Raw genomic sequence first — 21,515 nt, 5'->3', positions numbered from 1 at the left:
ACTAGGATGGTTTTATGTTTTTAAATGCAATTTTTAGATTAGGCTAAAACAATTATTTTAAAGCGCATCTAAGAATTTTTCTGCATCCAGTGCAGCCATACAGCCTGAACCTGCAGATGTGATCGCTTGACGATAGATATTATCTGCAACATCTCCTGCTGCAAAAACACCTTCGATAGAAGTCGCTGTTGCGTTACCACGAGTGCCGCTTTGAACTTGAATGTAGCCATCACGAAGTTCAAGCTGATCTGCAAACATTGCAGTATTAGGTTTGTGGCCGATAGCTACAAATAGACCTGATACATCTACAGTTTGAGTTGATTGATCAACAGTAGATTGAAGACGCACACCTGTTACACCAGCTTTCGCTTCACCTAAAACCTCTTCCACTGAATGGTTCCAGATAATACTGATTTTGCCTTCTTTTTCTTTAGCAAAAAGGTGATCTTGTAAAATCTTTTCAGAGCGTAATTTGTCACGACGATGAACAAGTGTCACGTGTGAAGCAATATTAGATAAATACAGTGCTTCTTCAACAGCAGTATTACCACCGCCAACAACCATGACCTTTTGGTTTTTATAGAAGAAGCCATCACATGTTGCACACGCGCTCACGCCTTGGCCCATGTATGCAGCTTCAGATTCTAGACCTAGGTATTGAGCAGTTGCACCTGTTGCGATGATGAGGGCATCACAAGTGTATTCCTCCATGTCGCCTTTAAGCACAAATGGGCGAACTTTCAAGTCAACTTCATTAATATGGTCATAAACCAATTCTGTACCGAAACGTTCAGCATGCGCTTGCATACGCTCCATTAACGCTGGACCTGTAAGACCTTCAGGATCACCCGGCCAGTTATCAACTTCGGTCGTTGTTGTCAGCTGACCACCCAATTGCATACCAGCGATCAAAGTCGGTTTTAAATTCGCACGAGCAGCATATACTGCTGCGCTATAGCCTGCAGGACCAGAACCTAAAATAATTAATCTTGAGTGACGAGCGCTCATTCCAAGCCATCCTTTTGTAATATGAAATATAAAACTTTATAAAATTATACGTGAAAGTTTATAACAGATGTGTTGATTCCATGTGGATTATACTGATCAACTAAATCGAATTGAGCTATATAGTGCTAAGCTGTTGTTAAGTTACCAAGTTACTTCAACATTGATGCATCTTTTTTTTTTGAAGACGTGCATAATATAAAAATTTTCTTCATGAGAAGAAATAACTTCATTTTTTATGATTAAAACATTAACGAAAAATTGTTTACAGGACAGTATATGAATGCGGTGTCGAGTGTTTATGCACAGCGCTTAGTATTAACATTCTTCTTAATTTCATTTGGTATTTATCTGTTTTTAGCAACAGTGACCTATACACCATTTGATCCAGGTTGGATGCATATTTCAAGTGATACACAACAGGTTTCGAATGCAAGTGGTGTAGCTGGTGCGTGGATTGCGGATTTGATGTTCGGCTTTCTCGGCTGGGCAAGTCTGTTGATACCGCTGTTCTTATTTGTTGAAGCTATTCAGGTTTGGTGGCCACGAAGTTTTTTAAGTCGCCCATTTAGATATGCTGCTTTATTTTTTATTTTATTGACTGTATCGAGTTTAAATTATTTATTAATCAGTATGCCTGCGGATACCTTGAGCAATGCATCTGGTGGCATTATTGGATATGAGATAGGTGAAAGTTTATCCCATCTGCTTACAATTTATGGCGCTGTCTTATTTTTGATAGTATTGACTGTGATCTTAGCCACGCTGGCCTTTGGTATTCAATGGAATAGAACATGGGCTACACTTAAAGCGACGCCTGCTTATTTACAAGATTTGTTTTATAAAAATGTGCCTGAGAGCGAGTCTGCATATGACTTGACGGGTCAAACCAATGAAACAAAAGCAAATCAAAGCAAAGCAAATAAAACATCTGCACAGATGAGTCATGGTGAAGATGAGCCTGTCATAGCTGATGAGAATGTTATAAAAAAACAAATCAAAGACAAGCGTTCAGAGTTGGCTGCCGAAAGATTATTTCAGGATATGATTGGTAAAGAAAATTCAGAGCAACATGCTTTTGATGTAGAAGATCAAGCTGAATTTGAAAAAACCATTGAAAAAGCGCATCGTTTAGAACAAGACACGCAACAGGTGGTTCCGACAGGAGAGGTTTGGAAAGCACTGAATCAGCAGGATGATCATAATCGTGAGATTGATGAGTTGCTCAGAGCGGCTGAAGATGATCTCCATGCGCATGATCAATTTTTATCGCAAAAACATCATTCGAATTCTGTTCAAACATCACCAACTCCAGCAAAAAGTAATTTAGATTGGGATGATGATCAAGTCTTTGATGAATTATTGGCTGTCGTGCCACAGGGACGACAAGCGAGCGATGTACATACGCCATTCAACACAGCAGATCAGGCTTCCTCAGACGACTTAACAACTCCGACCTTGGCTGCTGCTTCAGTTGGGGGTGTGTCACCACAGCAGGCTGTTCGTTATGCTTTGGATGATACTGAGCGCTTGGCTACAGAATTAGATAATTTAACTTCTTTAGCAAATGAAGCGAATTTGATTTCGAATCGTGATGTACAGCAAAATGCTGAGTCTAAGTTTAATCAGGTGAACAGTCATTTGCATGATCATGGCATCCAAGGTGATTCTCAGTCTCAAAGTACACAAGGTATGGAGACAAGGGTCGAGCCACGCACAACGAGCAGTTATGCGCAATCGACACCTTTGGTCAATGCAAATATACAGACGCAGCCACAAACATTAAGTACAGTTTCTGAGGATGAGAAGCTTCGTATAGCAGCAGATAAAACAGCATTTAGAGATGCATGGCAAGAAACAGCTGGCGTCACTGATTCAGAAGAAAAGCCTATTGATGACTTTGATTTAGACGCACCATTGACAGATGCATTTGGTCGTCCAATGTCACTGTCAATGCAAGTTGCACAGAAGCGTAAAGATTTACCGACATTACCAGGTTTAGAAATTTTAGATAAAGTTGATCCGAATAAAAAAGTGAATTTCACAGCGGAACAGTTGGCGCGTCTATCTGAATTACTTGAAATTAAGCTTCAAGAGTTTAACGTTAAAGCTAAAGTAATAGAGGCCCAACCAGGTCCGGTAGTAACACGTTTTGAATTAGATTTGGCGCCTGGTGTTAAGGCCTCCAAAGTCACCAATATTTCGCGTGATTTAGCGCGTTCGATGTCTATGGCATCTGTGCGTGTGGTTGAAGTGATTCCAGGTAAACCGTATATCGGTATTGAAGTGCCGAACAGTACCCGTGAAATGGTACGCCTGATTGAATTATTGCAGTCACCCGCTTATCGTGACCCGAATAGTTCGATTTCCATGGCTATGGGCAAGGATATTTCAGGTAATCCAGTCTTAACAGATTTGGGCAAAGCGCCGCATATGTTGGTTGCTGGAACCACGGGTTCTGGTAAGTCGGTTGCGGTGAATGCCATGATTTTATCGATGCTGTTGAAATATACGCCTGAACAATTACGTTTAATCTTGATTGACCCGAAACAATTAGAACTTGCGAACTATAACGATATTCCTCATTTATTAACGCCAGTGGTCACAGACATGAAAGATGCTGTGAATGCCTTAAATTGGTGTGTGAATGAAATGGAACGCCGTTATAAGCTCATGTCTTTCTTAAAAATTCGTAAGCTCTCAGATTATAACCGTAAGGTGGAAGAGGCAATTGCGAATGGTGAAGATCTGATTGATCCGACATGGAAGGCGAGTGATTCGGTGGTCGGTGAACGAGCACCACGTTTACAAACGCTTCCATCCATTGTGATTGTTGCGGATGAGTTCGCCGACATGATTATGCAGGTCGGTAAGAAAGCAGAAGAAATGATTACCCGACTCGCACAGAAGTCGCGTGCGGCAGGTATTCACTTATTACTTGCAACTCAACGACCATCGGTCGACGTGATTACAGGCTTAATCAAAGCCAATATTCCAACCCGTGTGGCATTGCGTGTTAACTCTAAAATTGACTCACGAACCATCTTGGATGCGGGTGGGGCGGAAGATCTATTGGGTCATGGTGATATGCTGTTTCTTGGGCCTGGTAAAATCGAACCTGAGCGCGTACATGGTGCGTTTATTTCAGATGATGAAGTGAACAGTATTTGTGATGCGTGGCGTGAACGCGCTTCACCAAATTATGTCGATGAAATTCTGACACCTTATGATGAGGAGCCCACTTCACGTGGTTTTGAAGATGGTGATGGCGCTTCAGATCGCGATGCACTTTATGATCAATGTGTGTCCTTTGTTTTGGAAACACGTAAGGCTTCAACCTCATCATTGCAGCGCAAATTTAGTCTAGGTTATAACCGTGCTGCACGTATTATTGATCAGATGGAAGAAAATGGCATTGTGAGTTCAATGGGCGCAAATGGTAAGCGTGAAATTTTAGTTTAACGTCTATTCTGCTGAATAAAAAAAACCTGCGATATGCAGGTTTTTTTCTTTTAGACTTTTGCTGATCAATGCGAATCAAACAATATTGTAAGACAAGCATAAAGCAATTAGAAATTAAGAAAACTTCGCTAAAACCTCTAAGAAGCCGTCTTTTTGTCTTGGGAAGGTTGCAATAATATCGTGAATACGTTGGCCTTCAGGATTAGTTGCATTAATATCGCGACCATCTGCAACAAACTTCGTTAACAGACGTTCATAGTCGAAAGGACGCATATGTTTGAAGGCATGGTAAAGCACGTGAAAATCTGCATTAACGCCTTCAGGAGGCAGCTGAGTTAAATAGGCAAATACGCGCTCGTCTGACCATTCTTCATTGAATGTAGCTGGCTGAGATAAAGCCATCGTAATCTCCTTGGATGCGCTTAAAAGTGATTGAAATGAAAAGTAAAAAGGCAAAATATGAGACTAAGCAAAGCGATACTTTGTTTAGTCTCAAGACTTAAAGCATCGCTTTAAGTGTACGGAAATAAATAAAATAATATATTTAAACGCTAATATTTTGCCTTGATTCAAATTGCTTGACTAATCAGAAATCAGATTAACGTTCTTCAGGCAAATTGATATTCATTTCTAACATTTCAATATTTGCTTCAGAACGAACAGACATTTGAATATGTTGTTCATCCACACCACGAACATAACGATTGACCACTTGCATAATTTCTTTTTTCATTTGGTCAATTTTATCTTGGCTTAAGCGTTTTCCTAAGCCATTTTCAGAGGCTACGATAACTTTTAAACGATCTTTTGCAGTTTGTGCGCTTGATGGTTTTTCATCGTTACTAAAAATTTTACTCCAGAATCCTGCCATGATTTATGCTCCAAATAGTCGTGCTAACCAACCCTTAGGTTTTACCGTAATATGACGGTAAGGTCGTTCTTCACCCAAGAAACGGGCTACAAGGTCATCGTAGGCCTGACCTGCTTCAGTATCTTGATAAAGAATAACGGGTTTGCCTTCGTTTGATGCTTGAAGTACAACTTCGCACTCTGGAATCACGCCAAGTGTTGGTACACGTAAAATATCTTTTGAAATGTCGTCAATGGTGAGCATTTCTTGTTTATCCGCACGTTCAGGGTTGAAGCGTGTGATACACAAATGTTTGCGAATGCGACCTTCGTTGTTTTCAACTTTTTTAGTTTTACTGTCCAACATACCAATAATACGATCTGAATCTCGTACAGATGAAATCTCTGGGTTAGTCACAATAATTGCTTCATCTGCATGGTACATGGCAAGAATAGCGCCACGTTCGATCCCAGCAGGTGAGTCACAAATAATGTAATCAAACTCTAAAGAAAGCTCATCCATAACACGTGCAACGCCTTCATCGGTGAGTGCGTCTTTATCACGGGTTTGTGATGCAGGTAAGATATAAAGATTTTCAATCTCTTTATCGCGGATCAAGGCTTGCTGTAAGCGTGCTTCATTATTTAATACATTTACAAAATCATAAACGACACGTCGTTCACAACCCATGATCAAATCAAGATTACGTAAGCCTACATCAAAATCAATAACAACAGTTTTATGGCCGCGAAGGGCTAAACCTGTTGCAAAAGATGCGCTCGTAGTTGTTTTACCTACGCCACCTTTACCTGATGTTACGACAACAATTTTCGCCACCGATCCAACTCCTGTTATGTTTGTCCCTTTTTTAATAGGGCTCTCAAGTGTTTATATATACATTAAAACTCAAGTGCTTCAAAGACCAGCTCTTGATTATCATTTAAATAAATATGTACTGGTTTTTTCGTCATATGTTGAGGAATATCATCAGCAACGCAATAAGTACCTGCAATAGAGACCAATTCGGCCTCTAAAGAGTGGCAAAAAATCCGAGCTGCAAAATTACCACCTGCACCAGCAATAACTCTACCACGTGCACTGCCATAAATATGTATATTTCCTGATGCGATCACTTCTGAACCGCTGTTAATACCAGCGTTTAGTATAATGTCACCATGATCTTGTACTAAACATTGTCCAGTTCTTAAAATTTCGTTGTGATAAGAGGTTAAATGCTTAATTTTAGCAATTGTTGCTGTTGCATCAACAGGATTTGCTTCACTGTTTTTAGCATCTTGGACTTTCTGTTCAAGTGCTTGTTCTTTTGTCGCTTTAATTCTTTGCAATGGACGGTCGGCGGGGAGAACTGGAAATTGGATCGAGCGCGCTTCATCGCCCATTAATCCGTCGACTACAGCCATTGGTTGTAAATCTAAGCTCACGAGCAACTGAATTAAAGCAATCAATTCTTGCTCAACAGTCGTGTCTAAAATAACCAAAGCGCCTTGATAAGAGGTTTCGCTCATCATTGCACTTAATTGTTGGCGGATAACATTATGATCATTGGTGTCAAAGGTTATTCGGGTGAAATTAACCATTCTGCCGGTAATCCGAATATCTGCCATAATTTTTCCTTAAGTGCTTCGTTTTTAGTATCGAAGTAAAATTTATTCAATGCCACGAATGCTAGATCAAATCGATTGATTTCACTAGCACAGATATTAATAACGAGAATGATTTGACTATTCTGTGAGTTGATCTTTCTTTTCAAGCTCAAGTTGCCATTGTTTAATCATTACTTGTTTTCTTACAGATTCTAAACTTTCATAGACTACAGATTCAACCAATTGCTCAAGTGTATTATTTTCTATATTTAATTGACTCAGTTTATCTGCGATCAAAACGAATTGTGCATTGGGTTGCTCAGGACTGCCTGCAATAAAAGGATCAATGAGCCCTTGGGTGATATTTTCACCTAAACGTTGACCAATGCTCTGGATTTGTTGCTCTATACGACCACCAACAATGGGAATTAAACGCAGTAATTGAGTAAGCTCAGGTGTATCTTCAATAGCTTTTATCACCACTTGACCGACACCCTTTGAAATGGTTTGTTGTTGGGTTTTTAATTCAGTCGCTAATGATTCTTGCAAAACTTGGGCGAGCGTTGTTGCAAACATTTCACGATGATGATTCACCAAATCATGAATAATTTTTTTGTGGCTAGAACTGGTGTCGAGTTCTTTTTTTACCCCATCGAGGACGGTGACTACGACACGATCAGATAGTTCTTCCATAATCAAGTTGTAGTAAAAAGTCACACGGTTGAAAATAAATTGAGGAACAACTTTATAGCCTAATTCGTGCAAGCGATAAGCAATGATTCCGGCACGAATTAATCTTAAAAAGCGTAAATAGGGAATAATCGCAAGAATTTCATACCAATGAATAAAAGGGAAGAAAAACCAGCGTCGATGGTGCTTATAAATAATAGCAAAGAACCAACGAATTCCCAGTTCCGCGATCAGAACAGTGATAAACCAGCTTTCTGTTTTGACCACCCACGGATGTAAGTGGATTTGATAATAGGTCAGCACGTGAGACATATTGATTAAATCAAAAAACCAAGCACCAAAGTTACTGAGCAAAATGGTGTTCACGGAAAGGCAAATAATGTTAATGACGATGATGAACATCATGAAAATGTCATACACCAAAAACATTTTCCACGCTAAGGTGTTGTGATTAATGGGGCGGAAGCTTTTACGCCGCGTGCTGGCTTGATCTGTCATGAGTTATCTATTTATCTGTTGATCGTAATGTACAGATTTTGCATCTAGTTGTTGTTTTAACTGTGTAATTAATTGGTCTTTTTCAGTCCAAAGTTGATCTACCCATTTTTGGAAACGTGCACGATATTCTGCATCGTCTTCATAATTGCCACCACGAACCCAATCGGGAATGTTTATTTTACGCAAGTTGACAGCAATTTGAGCCACATCACCTAACCAAAATTCGCCATAACCTGGAACACCATCAGGATAAACAATGGTCATATCAACCAATGCATCGATTTCATTTTCTAAAATACTGAGTGCAAGCGCTAAACCACCCGCTTTAGGTTTTAAAAGATTTTGATAGGGAGATTGTTGTTGAGCATGTTTTTCAGGCGTAAAGCGTGTGCCTTCTAAATAGTTCAATAAGGTAAAAGGCTGACTTAAAAGCTGTTCACAAGATTTGCGTGCCTCTTCCATATCGCGATATTTGAGCTGAGGATTTTTTGCAATTTGCTCTTTACTGTGACGTTTCATCATCGGGAAGCCAAGAATTTTAAAAGCCTGTCCCACAAATGGAATAAAGATGAGTTCCCATTTGGTAAAGAAACGCGTAAGAGGCATACGGGTTAAACCAAAATATTGATTTACTGTGGTATCGACCCAGCTTTGGTGATTACAGGTCATTAAATATCGACCTTGTAAATTTAGATCCAAGTCTTCGTCAATACTGATGTGCCACTGTGTATTTGGTAGGATATGATCAATTAACCAATTGTTGATGCTCAGCCAGCTATTGGTGATATTAATGTTGGCTTCATCGATTTTTGATGATTTTTTGATGAGTTTAGTAAGACCTAATGCCAGTACAGGAGGACCATGAAAAAAAGTACTTCCTGTGATGACTGAACCAACAGTAAGGCCTTTGGTGATTTTTTTTAATAATGGTTGCTTCTGCAATGCCATGGAACAGTCCTCCCTCATTTTGTCTTAAAAAATTAAGTGCATTTAAGCTAAACTATAAATGTAGATGCCAAATTTAAAAAGCTGCAAATTCAAACTATGGATAAATAATGAGAGTGATATAATGAAACATGTCACAAATGATTACAAAATGTAAATAAACAGTTTAATATTAACAAAATAGTAATGGTTTAATGGCTTTTTTCGAATCATTATTCATATCATACAAAAACATATACATATAAAAGGAGTCAACCCATGCGCGCATTAGCTATTTCGGCTGCAGTTGTTGGGGCAATGGTACTATCAGGTTGTCAAAGTACAGGCAATAACATTGGTGGGGTAGAGTACGATAAAACAGCATTGGGCGGCTTAATTGGCGCAGCTGCTGGCTATGGTCTGTCTAAAGGTAATGCAAACTCTAGCGCTCAGAACAACCGTGCACTTGCAATTGGTGCAGTATTGGGTGGTGCAGCGGGTGTTTATCTTGATAATAAAGAGAAAAAATTACGTCAACAAATGGCAGGTACGGGTGTAGATGTAAACCGTAATGCTGATGGTTCGATTAATTTGGTTATGCCTGGTTCAATTACGTTTGACACCAACAGATCAAATATCAAACCAAACTTCAACGCGACTTTAAACAAAGTTGCTCAAGTTTTAACTGAAGATAACAAGAGCGGTATCCTTGTTTCTGGTTATACAGACAGTTCTGGTAATGATTCGATTAACATTCCATTATCACAAGCTCGTGCTCAGTCTGTAGCAAGTTATTTATCTTCTAGAGGTGTTTCTAGCTCACGTATTAATGTACAAGGTCTAGGTTCATCTAATCCGATTGCAGACAATTCATCTGCTGCGGGTAAAGAACAAAACCGTCGTGTAGAAATCGCGGTATATGCTGTTCAATAAGTTTTAAAAACATTATAAGTTTTAAAAATATTGCAGTATGAAAAGCCACCTTCGGGTGGTTTTTTTATTTAAACGAATTTTGAGCCTCTACATAATTTTCTTGAAAAGGTTAGTCAAGTTTGGTTCAGATGACTATAATCGAGCGCTGAAACAAGAGAGGATCAACTATGTCATCTGCAAGTCATTTGAACGACAAGCAACTTGAAGCAATGAACTACACTCAAGGGCCGTTGTTAGTACTTGCTGGGGCAGGTTCGGGTAAAACCTCTGTGATTACGCAAAAGATTGCGTACTTAGTGAAACAGTGTCGAATTCCTGCACATCGCATTACTGCGATGACATTTACCAATAAAGCTGCACGCGAAATGAAAGAGCGTGTGAGTAAACTTTTGGGCAAGGAAGATGGAAAGGGGCTTTCAGTTTCTACATTCCATACTTTTGGCTTAAATTTATTACGTTTAGAACTCAAACATACACCATTAAAAAATAACTTTTCGATCTTAGATGCCGATGACTGTAAGCGGATCTTAATGGATTTAATGCATCGAGATAATTTGTCGGGTGCAGAAAGCAAAGAGCTGATTGCTAAAGCAATGAAAATGATTTCAGATTGGAAAAATGATCTGATTTTACCTGAACAAGCACATACCACCTGTGAAACAGCGGAAGATGTACAGTTTGCGCATCTTTATCAGCTTTATGAACGTAATTTACGGGCTTATAACGCTGTAGATTTTGATGATTTGATTGTCATGCCTACACGCTTACTTCAAAACAATGCCGAAGTTCGAGATAAATGGCAAAACCGAGTTCGTTATTTGCTGGTGGATGAGTATCAAGATACCAATACTGCGCAATATATTTTGGTGAAGCTGCTGGTCGGTGTGATGGGCCAATTCACCGCCGTGGGTGATGATGATCAGTCTATTTATGCTTGGCGTGGTGCTAAACCTGAAAATATGGCCTTACTCAAAGAAGATTTTCCAAATCTCAAAGTGATTAAGCTTGAACAAAACTATCGTTCGACCAGTCGAATTTTAAAAGCTGCAAACCATGTCATTGAAAATAATCCGCATATTTTTGTTAAAAAATTGTGGAGTGATAAAGGGCATGGCGAAGTTATTCGAATAATCACCTGCCGAAATGATGATGATGAGTCAGAGCGCGTGGTTAAAGATTTATTAACGCATAAGTTAATGAATGGTAAAAGTTGGAAAGACTATGCGGTGCTGTATCGCGGAAACTTCCAAGCGCGTGTTTTAGAAACACAACTGCGCCAAATGCAAATTCCATATAAATTATCAGGCGGTCAGTCTTTCTTCGGTCGTGCTGAAATTAAAGATGTGATGAGCTATTTACGCGTCATTATTAATCCAGAAGATGACAGTGCATTCCTACGCATCATCAATACACCTAAACGTGCAATTGGCCCTGTTACCTTAGAGAAGCTTGGATTATTTGCACAAGAAAATAATCTGTCCTTATTGGCGGCAGCAAGTGATCAGCGTTTAACAATGGTGATGCCGAAAAAAGCCACTTCTCAGTTGGCAGAGTTCGCAGAATTTATTGGAAATTTCACGCGTGAACTTTTGGATGATGATGAACCTGTCCCTAAAATTCGTCAAATGATGCTGGAAGCAGGTTATATCGATTATGTGAAAGAATCTGCTGCAACACCTGCACAAGAAAAAACCAAAATTGATAATATTGAAATTCTTTACAGTAGTATTCAAAGTCTGATCAATCGTGCTGAAGATGTCGATGACAAGAATATTGAGAGTGTGATTCGTAAAATGGTGCTGCTGGATATGTTAGAGCAGCAGCAAGAAGATGAAGATATCGACAAAGTCAATCTTTTAACCTTACACGCTTCTAAAGGCTTAGAATTCCCGTTTGTTTATATTATGGGATTAGAAGAAGAATTATTACCACATAAGAACTCTATTGCGGCAGAAACAATCGAAGAAGAGAGGCGCCTGATGTATGTGGGCATTACGCGCGCTAAACAGGGGCTCACGCTCACTTTAGCCGAACAGCGTAAGAATGGTGGTCAAATGAAACAAATGACGCCAAGTCGCTTTCTGGACGAGTTACCGCAAGATGAGATTGATTGGTTAGGTCGTAAGAAAAAATTGGCTGAAAATATTGATCCTAAGTTACAGGCTCAACAGTATTTACAAAATTTAAAAGCATTATTGAAACGTTAATCGGATAAGGTTAAAAATGAAAGTTCAAGTTAAAGTTATTGATTCACGCTTAGGTCAAGAGTGGCCTTTACCGACGTATGCAACCACTGGATCAGCAGGCTTAGATTTGCGTGCCTGTGTTGACACAGCGATTCAAATTGAACCCGGTCAAACTGTTTTAGTGAAAACAGGAATGGCGATTTATATTCAAGATCCACAATATGCGGGCCTTATTTTACCGCGTTCTGGTTTGGGTCATAAGCACGGTATTGTGTTGGGTAATTTAGTGGGCTTGATCGATTCAGATTATCAAGGTGAGCTTATGGTTTCAATTTGGAATCGTAGTCAAACCACATTTACTTTAGAGCCAGGTGAACGTCTAGCGCAATATGTTTTAGTGCCCGTTATTCAAGCTGAGTTCAATTTAGTGGAAGAGTTTGAGGCAACTGAGCGTGGTGCGGGTGGTTTTGGACATACAGGGAAAAATTAATATATTTGTTAAAAGCCTGATCGATCAGGCTTTTAATTTATTTATTGTGATCTGACTACAAAAAATAATCATAAATGTTTCGTGAAAGTTATATATAGTAACTACTTATTTCAAAATTTACGTGTAATCGAATGACTTTGCAAAGCGAATTTTATATCGCTTTGCTATTAAAATATTTGGTCAGCATTGTGTAACAAGTATGAATACTCTATATCCATTATTTCCACGCCAAATTTTCCGCGCATATGACATTCGGGGGAAAATCAGTCTTTTAAATGCTCAAGTCATTTATGCGATCGCTCATGGTTTGGCAGAGCAATTGAAAGCGTGTGGTCAAAATCAAGTGGTTATTGGCTATGATGCTCGTTTAACCAGTCCAGGTTATGCCAAAATTTTAACAGAACAATTACGTGACCAAGGCATTCAGGTGACCGATATAGGTTGCTGCTCTACGCCACAAATGTATTTTTCAGCACGTGATTTTAATGGAAATGGCATTATCGTTACGGCGAGCCATAATCCCAAAGAAGATAACGGTGTGAAATGGATAATTCAGTCAGAACCACCAAGTCCTGAAATGATTCAGCAGGTTGCAGATATCGCTGAGCATCATTTTTTTAACATCAATACAAAATACGAAGATGATTTACAAGAGCATCAGATCAAAGCAGCATTTTGTTTAAATTATCAGAAAGCTCTTTTAAAAGATGTGAAGCTGAACAGACCGCTAAAAGTTGTTTTAGATGGAATGCATGGTTCAGCAGGGCGATGTGCAGATTTAGTTTTACAAAAAATGGGCTGTGAAGTTATTTCGATTCGTTGTCAGGCGAATGGGGATTTTCCTGATCATGCACCCGATCCGTCATTGGCGATTCATTTAACCCAATTACAAAAAAAGGTTCTTCTGCATCAAGCCGATTTAGGCATTGCGCTTGATGGCGACGGTGATCGCGTTGTGATTGTTGATGAAAAAGCACATATTCTTTCTGCTGATCGGCTAATTTCACTTTTTGCTGAACTTTGTTTATGTTCACACCCAGCACATGAAGTTGTGTTTGATGTAAAGTGTTCAACGATGGTCAAAAATACAGTTGAACATTTAGGTGGACAGGCAAAAATGCTTCGCACTGGAAGCAGTTTTTTGCGACGTTATTTGTCAAAAACCAAGGGCGCTGCTGTCTTTGGCGGTGAGTATGCAGGACATTATGTATTCAATGACGGTCGTGGTTTTGGATACGACGATGGACTGTATGCAGCACTGAGAGTCATGGAATATCTAAGTCAGCATGAACAGAAGACTTTATCTGAAATTATGCAGAAATACCCAGAGCGATTTGGTACAGAAGACACTTATATCAGCACTGATCAAACTGATCCTCAACAAGTATTAGCCTTTGTTGAGTCGCGTTGTGGTGAACTGAATGCTTTAATCAGTAAAATTGATGGAATTCGCCTTGATTTTAATGATGGATTTGGCATTATGCGTGCATCAAATACGGGCGAATACTTTACTGTACGTTTTGATGCGGACAGTTCCACTGGCTTAGATCAGATTCGTCAAAATTTTGTTTCAATATTGAGTGAGCAGTATCCTAAAATCGCTCAAGATATTTCAAAAGCACATTAATTCTTAAACATTTATTTTTAAATATAAGAGGAAAAGCGAATGCCACAGCAGCAGACTGGCATCGACAAAGTTCAAATTTTGACTGAAGCTTTGCCGTATATTCAACGTTTTGCGGGTAAAACCCTCGTTGTAAAATATGGCGGCAATGCAATGACCGATCCTGAATTAGAAAGCTCATTTGCACGTGATATTGTGCTTTTAAAAACGGTTGGTCTGAATCCAATTGTGGTTCACGGTGGCGGCCCACAAGTGGATTCATTTTTGAAACAATTGGGGCGTGAGTCAGACCGTATTGATGGGATGCGTGTTACAGATCCAGCGACGATGGAAGTGGTTGAAATGGTTTTAGGTGGGAGTGTGAATAAGTCCATCGTAAACTTGATTAATCAGCATGGTGGCCGTGCGATTGGTTTGACCGGTAAGGATGGTAATTTACTCCGCGCTCAAAAACTTTTAATGAAAAAAGTGGCTGAAGATGGCTCTGTGCAAGAAATTGATTTGGGCTTAGTCGGTGAAGTCGTTGGTGTTAAAACTGACGTGTTAGAAATGTTTACGCAAAGTGATTTTATTCCTGTGATCGCACCTTTGGGCGTGGATGATCAGGGCAATACCTATAATATCAATGCCGATTTGGTGGCAGGTAAAGTTGCTGAAGCATTAGGAGCAGAGAAATTGATACTGCTGACCAATATTTCTGGTGTTTTGGATGAGAACAAAAAACTACTCACGGGCTTAAGCACGCAAGAAGTTGATCGTTTAATCGAAACAGGTGTCATTTACGGTGGCATGATTCCCAAAGTGGGTTGTGCACTGGATGCGGTTAAAGGTGGTGTTGTTAGCGCACATATTGTCGATGGTCGTGTACCGCATGCGACATTATTAGAAATATTTACAGATCATGGTGTGGGGACATTAATCACCAACCGTTCAAAAGATCTGAAATAAATTTTTTAAATCATTTCAAAAAACCACTTCGGTGGTTTTTTGTTTTAAGCGTTTAGATTTTTTAACGATATAGACTTTCAAATATATGGTTTTTTTAAGTTCATAAATATTAGTTTTCTTTCATGAGTCAAAAAATGATCATTAAATGGCAATAAATTGATCTGTAAAAATTCCTTCTCCCTTTGAGAGAAGGTTAGGATGATGGAATACTCATGATGAGTATGCTGTGTGAATAATGACTTTTGAAACAAATCTATTAAAGAGAAACATACTTTAGATCGTATTCATTAACTGACTTTCAGCTCAACAATAGATTTTTTTAGAAATTATTTTACAAATCATTTTACAAATCAAATGCACAATCATTACTCCCTCATCATCGCTTTTTTCTAGTTGGAAACGGAATTTCTACGTATCCATTGATTGCTGCTGAATGATCTTATTTGATTGATGAAAGAAGTCTAATGCTTAAATAATATTCGGCTAAATTTATTCGGATTTGCAAGCGCCGTAGCTCTAATGCACAATGAACAGTATAACTATAGGCTAACGAATAAATATGTGCCAATTACTTGGAATGAACTGTGCAACGCCTACGGATATTACTTTTTCGTTCCGTGGTTTCTCTCAGCGTGCAGGAATAACATCAGATCACTCAGATGGGTTTGGAATTGCATTTTTTGAGGACAAAGCTTGTCGTTTGTTTGTAGATAATCAATCTGCAGTGGAGTCACCTATAGCGGAGTTGGTTCGTAATTATCCAATCAAATCTCGTAATGTCATCGCGCATATTCGTAAAGCAACCCAAGGGAAAATCACCTTAGAAAACTCACATCCTTTCATACGTGAGTTGTGGGGCAGACAGTGGATTTTTGCCCATAATGGTGACCTACATGATTTCGCACCGCGTCTTTCTGGGAAATTTTTGCCTGTAGGCAACACAGATAGTGAACTCGCTTTTTGTTATGTGCTAGATCAGTTGGTTTTAAAGTTTGGTTTTGTTGAGCCAAGTTTAAAAGATATTTTTACGGTCTTAGAAGAAATTGCACCGACTGTGGCTGAATATGGCACTTTTAATTTCTGTCTTTCAAATGGACAGGCCTTATTTAGTTATGCAACGACAAAACTTCATTGGATTGTACGCGAATATCCATTCAAACCAGCGCGACTCATAGATCTAGACGTTGAAGTCGATTTTAGTGCAGTAACAACGCCAGATGATCGTGTTGCCGTGATTACCACTGAACCTTTAACCGATAATGAAGACTGGTTTTCTTATAAAGCTGGAGAAATGATTTTATTTAAGGACGGAAAGCCGATTCAGCAGGCCATTACCCGTGTAGAACGTTTGGAACGCGAAGCATTGGATCCGAGTTTAAAACGAGTTACTAAAGCAGATTTGTATTAAGGCTCATTTTTCAGCTTCTTTGAAACTAAATGTAGAGATTTTGAGATCATTTGATCGTGTAAATTTTAACTATTGAGTTATCTCAGCGAAGATCTGAATTTTTAACGGCTTATTTTTGTCTAAACTTTGATTTTCAGAGATGACAAAGGCAAAATAGCACAAGACTTTTTCATGGAACACGTCATGCAGGACACAACCGTTATGTCACGATGGTTATCACCGCTCTTGGCATTTTGTTTATCTTTTATGATCATTGTAGGTCTTGCCCCTAGTCTGGGTATACACCTCGATCGACAAATTGATTTTTGGTTATTGTGGTTAGGCACCCTGGTTTTCTTGGCTTTGCCGATCATTTATCTGGAAATCGCTTTGGCGAAGCGCTCCAAGACGACAGCTTTGAATGCATTGTCTACTTTGACCCGTGATGCCGATGCGTCGCAGCAATGGCGATTAGTCGGTTGGTTGTCAGTCGTATTTATTGCATTCCTTGCAGGTGGGCTACTGTCGAACATTACTAAAATAACGATGACATATGTTGAAGTGCCAATGCAAAGTGGTATTTTCTTCGTAATGTGTGCGGTTATTGCCTTCGCTTTATCTTTTTTATCTCGTCAAATTTTAGTCATTTTGACGACTTTAGGCGTGATTGTTTCGATTGTCTTATCCAATGTATTTGGCGTTCAAGTTCAATCGTGGCACGTGACACCAGTAGAGTTCAAAGAATGGGGTAATGCAACGATTTTAGCCTTGGTAGCGAGCGGGTTAGGCTTGGGTCTATATTGGCAAACGAGCCTTGCGACAACCACAAAACAAGGTGCAGCGACTCAGGCGACCTTGCCAATATGGATTGCACAGTTAATTGCAGTGGTTGCATTTGGTTATTTCGCTGTTTCAGCACAGATTCCAGCCTATACGATTTTGATCAGTGCAATATTTGCGGCGGCGTTGTTATTACAACTGGCGAAAGAACAGTTACAACAGCGGAATGTTGCGATCGTTATTCAATTTGCAGTGCTTTTGATTGGACTGTTGATTTGGGCTGTTCCACAAATGAGCGCTATTTTTAATTCCTTGCTGATGTTATGGGGATTGATCATCTGTTTAATTTATTCAATCTTTGTCGGTTGGATCATGAAAATTAGTCACTTACGTAAAGCCCTAAATTTTAGTAATGAAGTTTTTTATAATATTTGGCGCATTGCGATTCGTATCATTTTACCGTTGTCGATTATTTTAGCGATCGTGTCTTATATTGGGCAATTGATTTAATGGATGCTAAAGTTTGGGTGGCCTATGCCGGACTTGAACAGCAATTTCATATAGAAGTGGCTTTTGAGGAGGGGATGACCGTTGCGGATGCGATTGAACGCAGTGGAATTGAGCATCAAACCGAATTGCCTCAACCACTTAGTTTGGGTATCTTCGGCAGCAAAATTAAGACCGCAGAGCATCTGTTGGAAAGTGGCGACCGCGTTGAAATATATCGACCATTGACCATCAATCCAAAAGAGATACGTCGAAAACGTGCAGCAGCAAATCCTACTAGTCGCTACTGTCGTAGCAATCGCTTTAAACAATTGTATTGATATAAAAAACCCCTCAGTTGAGGGGTTTTCTTTTTATTGGGATTCTTTATAGTGGTGGGGCATTCAGAATGGCTTCTTTAGAGGCTGGCAACCCGGGTTGTGATTCAGGAATTGTTTCTAAACCTTCAATTTTGGTTACCACTCCAGTGTCATTAAAGTAAATCTTTAAATGTTGTCCCTGAGCCGCAGGTATTTTTGCTTTTTTCGCATATGTGCCAGGCGTATAGTTGTAGAGGTAATCCCAGCGTAATGGATTCATCGGATCCGTTACAGTTGGACTGCCGAGTAAAAAGCGCACTTGTTGATAAGTCATCCCGACTTGAATTTTTGATGCTTGGGTTTGTGTTAAAGGTGTTCCTTGTGGAATATCAACTTTGTATACACCAAAGACAGAACAACCACCCAGTAAAGAAGCGACGAATAACGTCAGCATGATTTTTTGCATTTTGCTACACTATCCCAAATTAATTATGATGCAATTGATCCAAGGATAGATCATACTGCATCTCAACTCTGTTGCATATTCCAACTTAAAATTTGTTAAGAGACCTTTTTATATGGCTATTTCAAATCAAGATTTACGCAAAGCTGGACTTAAAGTTACCCTTCCACGAATCAAGATTTTGGAATTATTGGAAAACTCAAGACAGCATCACTTGAGTGCTGAAGACATTTATAAGACCTTACTCGAACAGGGCGAAGATGTCGGTCTAGCAACTGTATACCGTGTGTTAACACAGTTTGAAGCTGCGGGCATTATTCAACGTCATCATTTTGAAAATAATCATTCTGTGTTCGAAATTATGCAAGAAGATCATCATGATCACTTGGTCTGTTATAACTGTAATAAAGTTGTTGAATTTTCTAATGATACCATTGAGCAAGAACAGCATGAAGTCGCTGAAAAACTCGGCTTTATCTTAACGGGTCATTCACTTAACCTTTATGGTTACTGTGATTCACCAGAATGCCAAGAAGTTTATCGAAAAAAATAATTGTTACAATATAAAAAGAGCTCAATATGAGCTCTTTTTGATTTGAAAATTAAAAACTAAATTAAAAACCAAAATAAAAACTGAAATAAAAACAAAGGCTGTTGGTGCTACTCATTATCGAAACTCAGTTTCATAGCAGCATTGTTTAAATGATCAGAATTTTCTTCAGATAATTTAATTTGTAAACGAAGATTATTGGCTGAATCAGCATGTTTTAACGCATCTTTATAACTGATTTTTCTGGCTTTATATAAATCAAATAAAGCTTGATCAAACGTTTGCATACCAAGCTCGCGAGATCGCTGCATGAGCTCTTTGATTTCATGAATCTCACCTTTACGAATCAAGTCTGCGATCAATGGAGAGTTTATTAAAACCTCAATGGCAGCATGTCGAGAGCTTCCTGAATAATCGACTACCAATTGTTGAGCAATAATAGCTTTTAAGTTCAAAGATAAATCCATGAACACTTGGCTATGACGGTCAGTATCAAAAAAGTGAATAATCCGATCAATGGCCTGATTCGCGTTGTTCGCGTGCAAGGTGGCAAGCACCAAATGTCCTGTTTCAGCAAAGGCCAATGCATAATCCATCGTTTCCCGAGAGCGAATTTCACCGATCAAAATCACATCGGGTGCTTGGCGTAATGTATTTTTCAGCGCAACTTCGTAAGAGTCTGTGTCTATACCCACTTCACGTTGGGTAATAATACAGCCCGCATGTTGGTGAATAAACTCAATCGGATCTTCAATGGTAATAATATGGCCTTTGGAATTTTGATTCCGATAACCAATGACCGCTGCGAGGGATGTTGATTTACCTGTTCCCGTTCCACCGACAAAGATAATAATGCCGCGCTTAGACATAGCAAGTTCTTTAAGAATAGGCGGGAGTCTGAGTTCTTCCAACGTTGGAATTTCAGTTTCAATCCGTCTTAGAACCATGCCTGGTTGTTCACGTTGTTGAAACGCACTGACTCGAAATCTTGCGGTTTTATCTTTATTAGAAATGGCAAAGTTGCATTCTCGGGTGTTCTTAAATTCTTGTTTTTGTTTTTCGGTCATTATTGACTGAATGAGTTTAGCGACGATTTCACTTGTTAATTTTGTTTTAGAAACAGGATTTATTTCTCCATTTATTTTCATAGAAGGTTCAACATCAGCACTGATGAATAAGTCAGATGCTTTATGTGTGATCATCATTTCAAGCAGATCATTAAAATCCATTTTTATTCCCCAGAGATTGTCATTTAACGACTATAAAAAAGACTCAGGTTGCTTCGCTGCTGTTCTTGCAACTTGTGCACTGATAGTTCCTTTAGCGACCAAGTTTTTTAAACTTTGATCCAGTGTAGTCATGCCATAGTTGGAGCCTGTTTGAATGGATGAGTACATTTGTGCAACTTTATTTTCACGAATGAGATTTCGGATAGCGGGAATGCCAATCATAATTTCATGAGCAGCTACACGACCACCGCCCGTTTTTTTAAGCAGGGTTTGTGAAATAACAGCTTGAAGTGATTCCGATAGCATCGCTCGAACCATGTCTTTTTCTTCTGCAGGGAAGACATCAATAATACGGTCAATGGTTTTTGCTGCAGAGGTTGTGTGTAGGGTGCCAAAGACTAAGTGGCCTGTTTCCGCTGCGGTAAGGGCTAAGCGAATGGTTTCTAAGTCACGCATTTCACCGACCAAAATAATGTCTGGATCTTCACGTAAAGCAGAGCGTAAAGCTTCATTAAAACCATGCGTATCACGATGGACTTCACGCTGATTAATCAGACACTTTTTAGATTCATGAACAAACTCGATAGGATCTTCAACAGTCAAAATATGGTCATAGCGATTTTCATTAATATAATCCATCATCGCTGCAAGTGTTGTAGATTTACCTGAACCAGTTGGACCCGTGACCAAGACGATTCCGCGAGGATATTCACAAATGTCTTTAAAAATTTGTCCCATACCCAGATCTTCCATCGAGAGAACTTTCGATGGAATCGTACGAAAAACAGCGCCTGCACCGCGATTTTGAGTAAAAGCATTGACACGGAAGCGAGCAAGACCGGGCACTTCAAATGAAAAGTCAGTTTCTAATTTTTCTTCATAATCACGTCGCTGTTTATCATTCATGATGTCATAAATTAAACGATGGACTTCATTATGTTCGAGTGCTGGAAGATTGATTCTACGAACCTCACCATCCACTCGGATCATGGGCGGCATACCCGCAGATAGGTGTAAATCAGATGCGCCATTTTTGACTGAAAAAGCCAGTAATTCTGTAATGTCCATATAATCCCCAAATTTATA

At 39.2% G+C, this 21,515-nt stretch carries 20 protein-coding genes; 10 read left to right on the top strand and 10 right to left on the bottom strand.

Translation table 11 applies throughout. The features are described from left to right. Positions 1 to 57: 57 nt before the first annotated feature. Positions 58 to 1,008: a thioredoxin-disulfide reductase gene (gene trxB / locus V5M36_RS12280; protein WP_338559435.1), complete on the bottom strand. Its 951-nt coding sequence runs from the start codon at positions 1,006 to 1,008 to the stop codon at positions 58 to 60. Between the two features lie 276 nt (positions 1,009 to 1,284). On the opposite strand from trxB, the gene V5M36_RS12275 reads away from it, so the two are divergent. Continuing rightward, on the top strand, positions 1,285 to 4,467 hold the full coding sequence (locus tag V5M36_RS12275) for a DNA translocase FtsK (RefSeq protein ID WP_338559433.1): 3,183 nt from the start codon (positions 1,285 to 1,287) through the stop codon (positions 4,465 to 4,467). A 114-nt stretch (positions 4,468 to 4,581) separates the two neighbouring features. On the opposite strand, the gene V5M36_RS12270 is transcribed toward V5M36_RS12275, so the two are convergent. From V5M36_RS12270 to V5M36_RS12245, 6 genes are all read right to left on the bottom strand, one after another. Beyond that, positions 4,582 to 4,869, bottom strand: a complete 288-nt coding sequence (locus tag V5M36_RS12270; protein WP_338559430.1) for a PA4642 family protein — start codon at positions 4,867 to 4,869, stop codon at positions 4,582 to 4,584. A 196-nt stretch (positions 4,870 to 5,065) separates the two neighbouring features. Further along, entirely contained in the window at positions 5,066 to 5,338 is a 273-nt protein-coding gene (minE, locus tag V5M36_RS12265; protein WP_338559428.1) for a cell division topological specificity factor MinE, read from the bottom strand. Between the two features lie 3 nt (positions 5,339 to 5,341). Next, positions 5,342 to 6,154, bottom strand: coding sequence for a septum site-determining protein MinD (gene minD / locus V5M36_RS12260; RefSeq protein WP_338559426.1), 813 nt, complete (start codon positions 6,152 to 6,154; stop codon positions 5,342 to 5,344). A 62-nt stretch (positions 6,155 to 6,216) separates the two neighbouring features. Then, on the bottom strand, positions 6,217 to 6,942 hold the full coding sequence (gene minC, locus V5M36_RS12255) for a septum site-determining protein MinC (RefSeq protein ID WP_338559424.1): 726 nt from the start codon (positions 6,940 to 6,942) through the stop codon (positions 6,217 to 6,219). 117 nt (positions 6,943 to 7,059) lie between these two features. Further along, positions 7,060 to 8,109: a preprotein translocase subunit SecA gene (locus V5M36_RS12250; protein ID WP_338559422.1), complete on the bottom strand. Its 1,050-nt coding sequence runs from the start codon at positions 8,107 to 8,109 to the stop codon at positions 7,060 to 7,062. Positions 8,110 to 8,112: 3 nt separating this feature from the next. Then, positions 8,113 to 9,075 carry an acyltransferase gene (locus tag V5M36_RS12245; protein WP_445206273.1) on the bottom strand — a complete coding sequence of 321 codons (963 nt, stop codon included), beginning with the start codon at positions 9,073 to 9,075 and terminating at the stop codon, positions 8,113 to 8,115. A 237-nt stretch (positions 9,076 to 9,312) separates the two neighbouring features. Here V5M36_RS12245 and V5M36_RS12240 point away from each other — a divergent pair, with 237 nt between their 5' ends. From V5M36_RS12240 to V5M36_RS12205, 8 genes are all read left to right on the top strand, one after another. Continuing rightward, on the top strand, positions 9,313 to 9,966 hold the full coding sequence (locus V5M36_RS12240) for an OmpA family protein (protein WP_338559417.1): 654 nt from the start codon (positions 9,313 to 9,315) through the stop codon (positions 9,964 to 9,966). 167 nt (positions 9,967 to 10,133) lie between these two features. Beyond that, on the top strand, positions 10,134 to 12,173 hold the full coding sequence (locus V5M36_RS12235; protein ID WP_338559415.1) for a UvrD-helicase domain-containing protein: 2,040 nt from the start codon (positions 10,134 to 10,136) through the stop codon (positions 12,171 to 12,173). Positions 12,174 to 12,189: 16 nt separating this feature from the next. Further along, the gene (gene dut, locus V5M36_RS12230) at positions 12,190 to 12,642 is read left to right on the top strand and encodes a dUTP diphosphatase (RefSeq protein WP_338559413.1); all 453 of its coding nucleotides are present in this window, start codon (positions 12,190 to 12,192) and stop codon (positions 12,640 to 12,642) included. 199 nt (positions 12,643 to 12,841) lie between these two features. Beyond that, positions 12,842 to 14,269, top strand: coding sequence for a phosphomannomutase/phosphoglucomutase (locus V5M36_RS12225; RefSeq protein ID WP_338559412.1), 1,428 nt, complete (start codon positions 12,842 to 12,844; stop codon positions 14,267 to 14,269). 39 nt (positions 14,270 to 14,308) lie between these two features. After that, positions 14,309 to 15,214 carry an acetylglutamate kinase gene (gene argB, locus V5M36_RS12220; protein ID WP_338559410.1) on the top strand — a complete coding sequence of 302 codons (906 nt, stop codon included), beginning with the start codon at positions 14,309 to 14,311 and terminating at the stop codon, positions 15,212 to 15,214. A gap of 559 nt (positions 15,215 to 15,773) precedes the next feature. Beyond that, the gene (locus tag V5M36_RS12215) at positions 15,774 to 16,622 is read left to right on the top strand and encodes a class II glutamine amidotransferase (RefSeq protein ID WP_338559407.1); all 849 of its coding nucleotides are present in this window, start codon (positions 15,774 to 15,776) and stop codon (positions 16,620 to 16,622) included. 183 nt (positions 16,623 to 16,805) lie between these two features. Continuing rightward, positions 16,806 to 17,891, top strand: a complete 1,086-nt coding sequence (locus V5M36_RS12210) for a hypothetical protein (protein WP_338559405.1) — start codon at positions 16,806 to 16,808, stop codon at positions 17,889 to 17,891. Next, positions 17,891 to 18,208 (top strand): RnfH family protein, encoded by a 318-nt coding sequence (locus V5M36_RS12205; RefSeq protein ID WP_338564199.1) that lies wholly within the window; start codon positions 17,891 to 17,893, stop codon positions 18,206 to 18,208. Before V5M36_RS12210 ends, V5M36_RS12205 begins: the two co-directional genes overlap by 1 nt. 46 nt (positions 18,209 to 18,254) lie before the next feature. Here V5M36_RS12205 and V5M36_RS12200 read toward each other — a convergent pair whose 3' ends face one another. After that, entirely contained in the window at positions 18,255 to 18,653 is a 399-nt protein-coding gene (locus V5M36_RS12200) for an outer membrane protein assembly factor BamE (RefSeq protein WP_338559403.1), read from the bottom strand. A gap of 112 nt (positions 18,654 to 18,765) precedes the next feature. On the opposite strand from V5M36_RS12200, the gene fur reads away from it, so the two are divergent. After that, the gene (gene fur / locus V5M36_RS12195; RefSeq protein WP_338559401.1) at positions 18,766 to 19,203 is read left to right on the top strand and encodes a ferric iron uptake transcriptional regulator; all 438 of its coding nucleotides are present in this window, start codon (positions 18,766 to 18,768) and stop codon (positions 19,201 to 19,203) included. Between the two features lie 107 nt (positions 19,204 to 19,310). Here the strand turns inward: fur and V5M36_RS12190 are convergent, their stop codons facing one another. After that, positions 19,311 to 20,429, bottom strand: a complete 1,119-nt coding sequence (locus V5M36_RS12190) for a PilT/PilU family type 4a pilus ATPase (protein ID WP_338559399.1) — start codon at positions 20,427 to 20,429, stop codon at positions 19,311 to 19,313. A gap of 30 nt (positions 20,430 to 20,459) precedes the next feature. Then, positions 20,460 to 21,497 carry a type IV pilus twitching motility protein PilT gene (locus tag V5M36_RS12185; protein ID WP_338559398.1) on the bottom strand — a complete coding sequence of 346 codons (1,038 nt, stop codon included), beginning with the start codon at positions 21,495 to 21,497 and terminating at the stop codon, positions 20,460 to 20,462. Positions 21,498 to 21,515: the final 18 nt, after the last annotated feature.

Source organism: Acinetobacter sp. KS-LM10 (assembly GCF_036896575.1).
GTDB lineage: Bacteria > Pseudomonadota > Gammaproteobacteria > Pseudomonadales > Moraxellaceae > Acinetobacter > Acinetobacter avistercoris.
The sequence above is the reverse complement of the archived record's forward strand: the minus strand, read 5'-3'. Positions and strand labels throughout refer to the sequence as shown.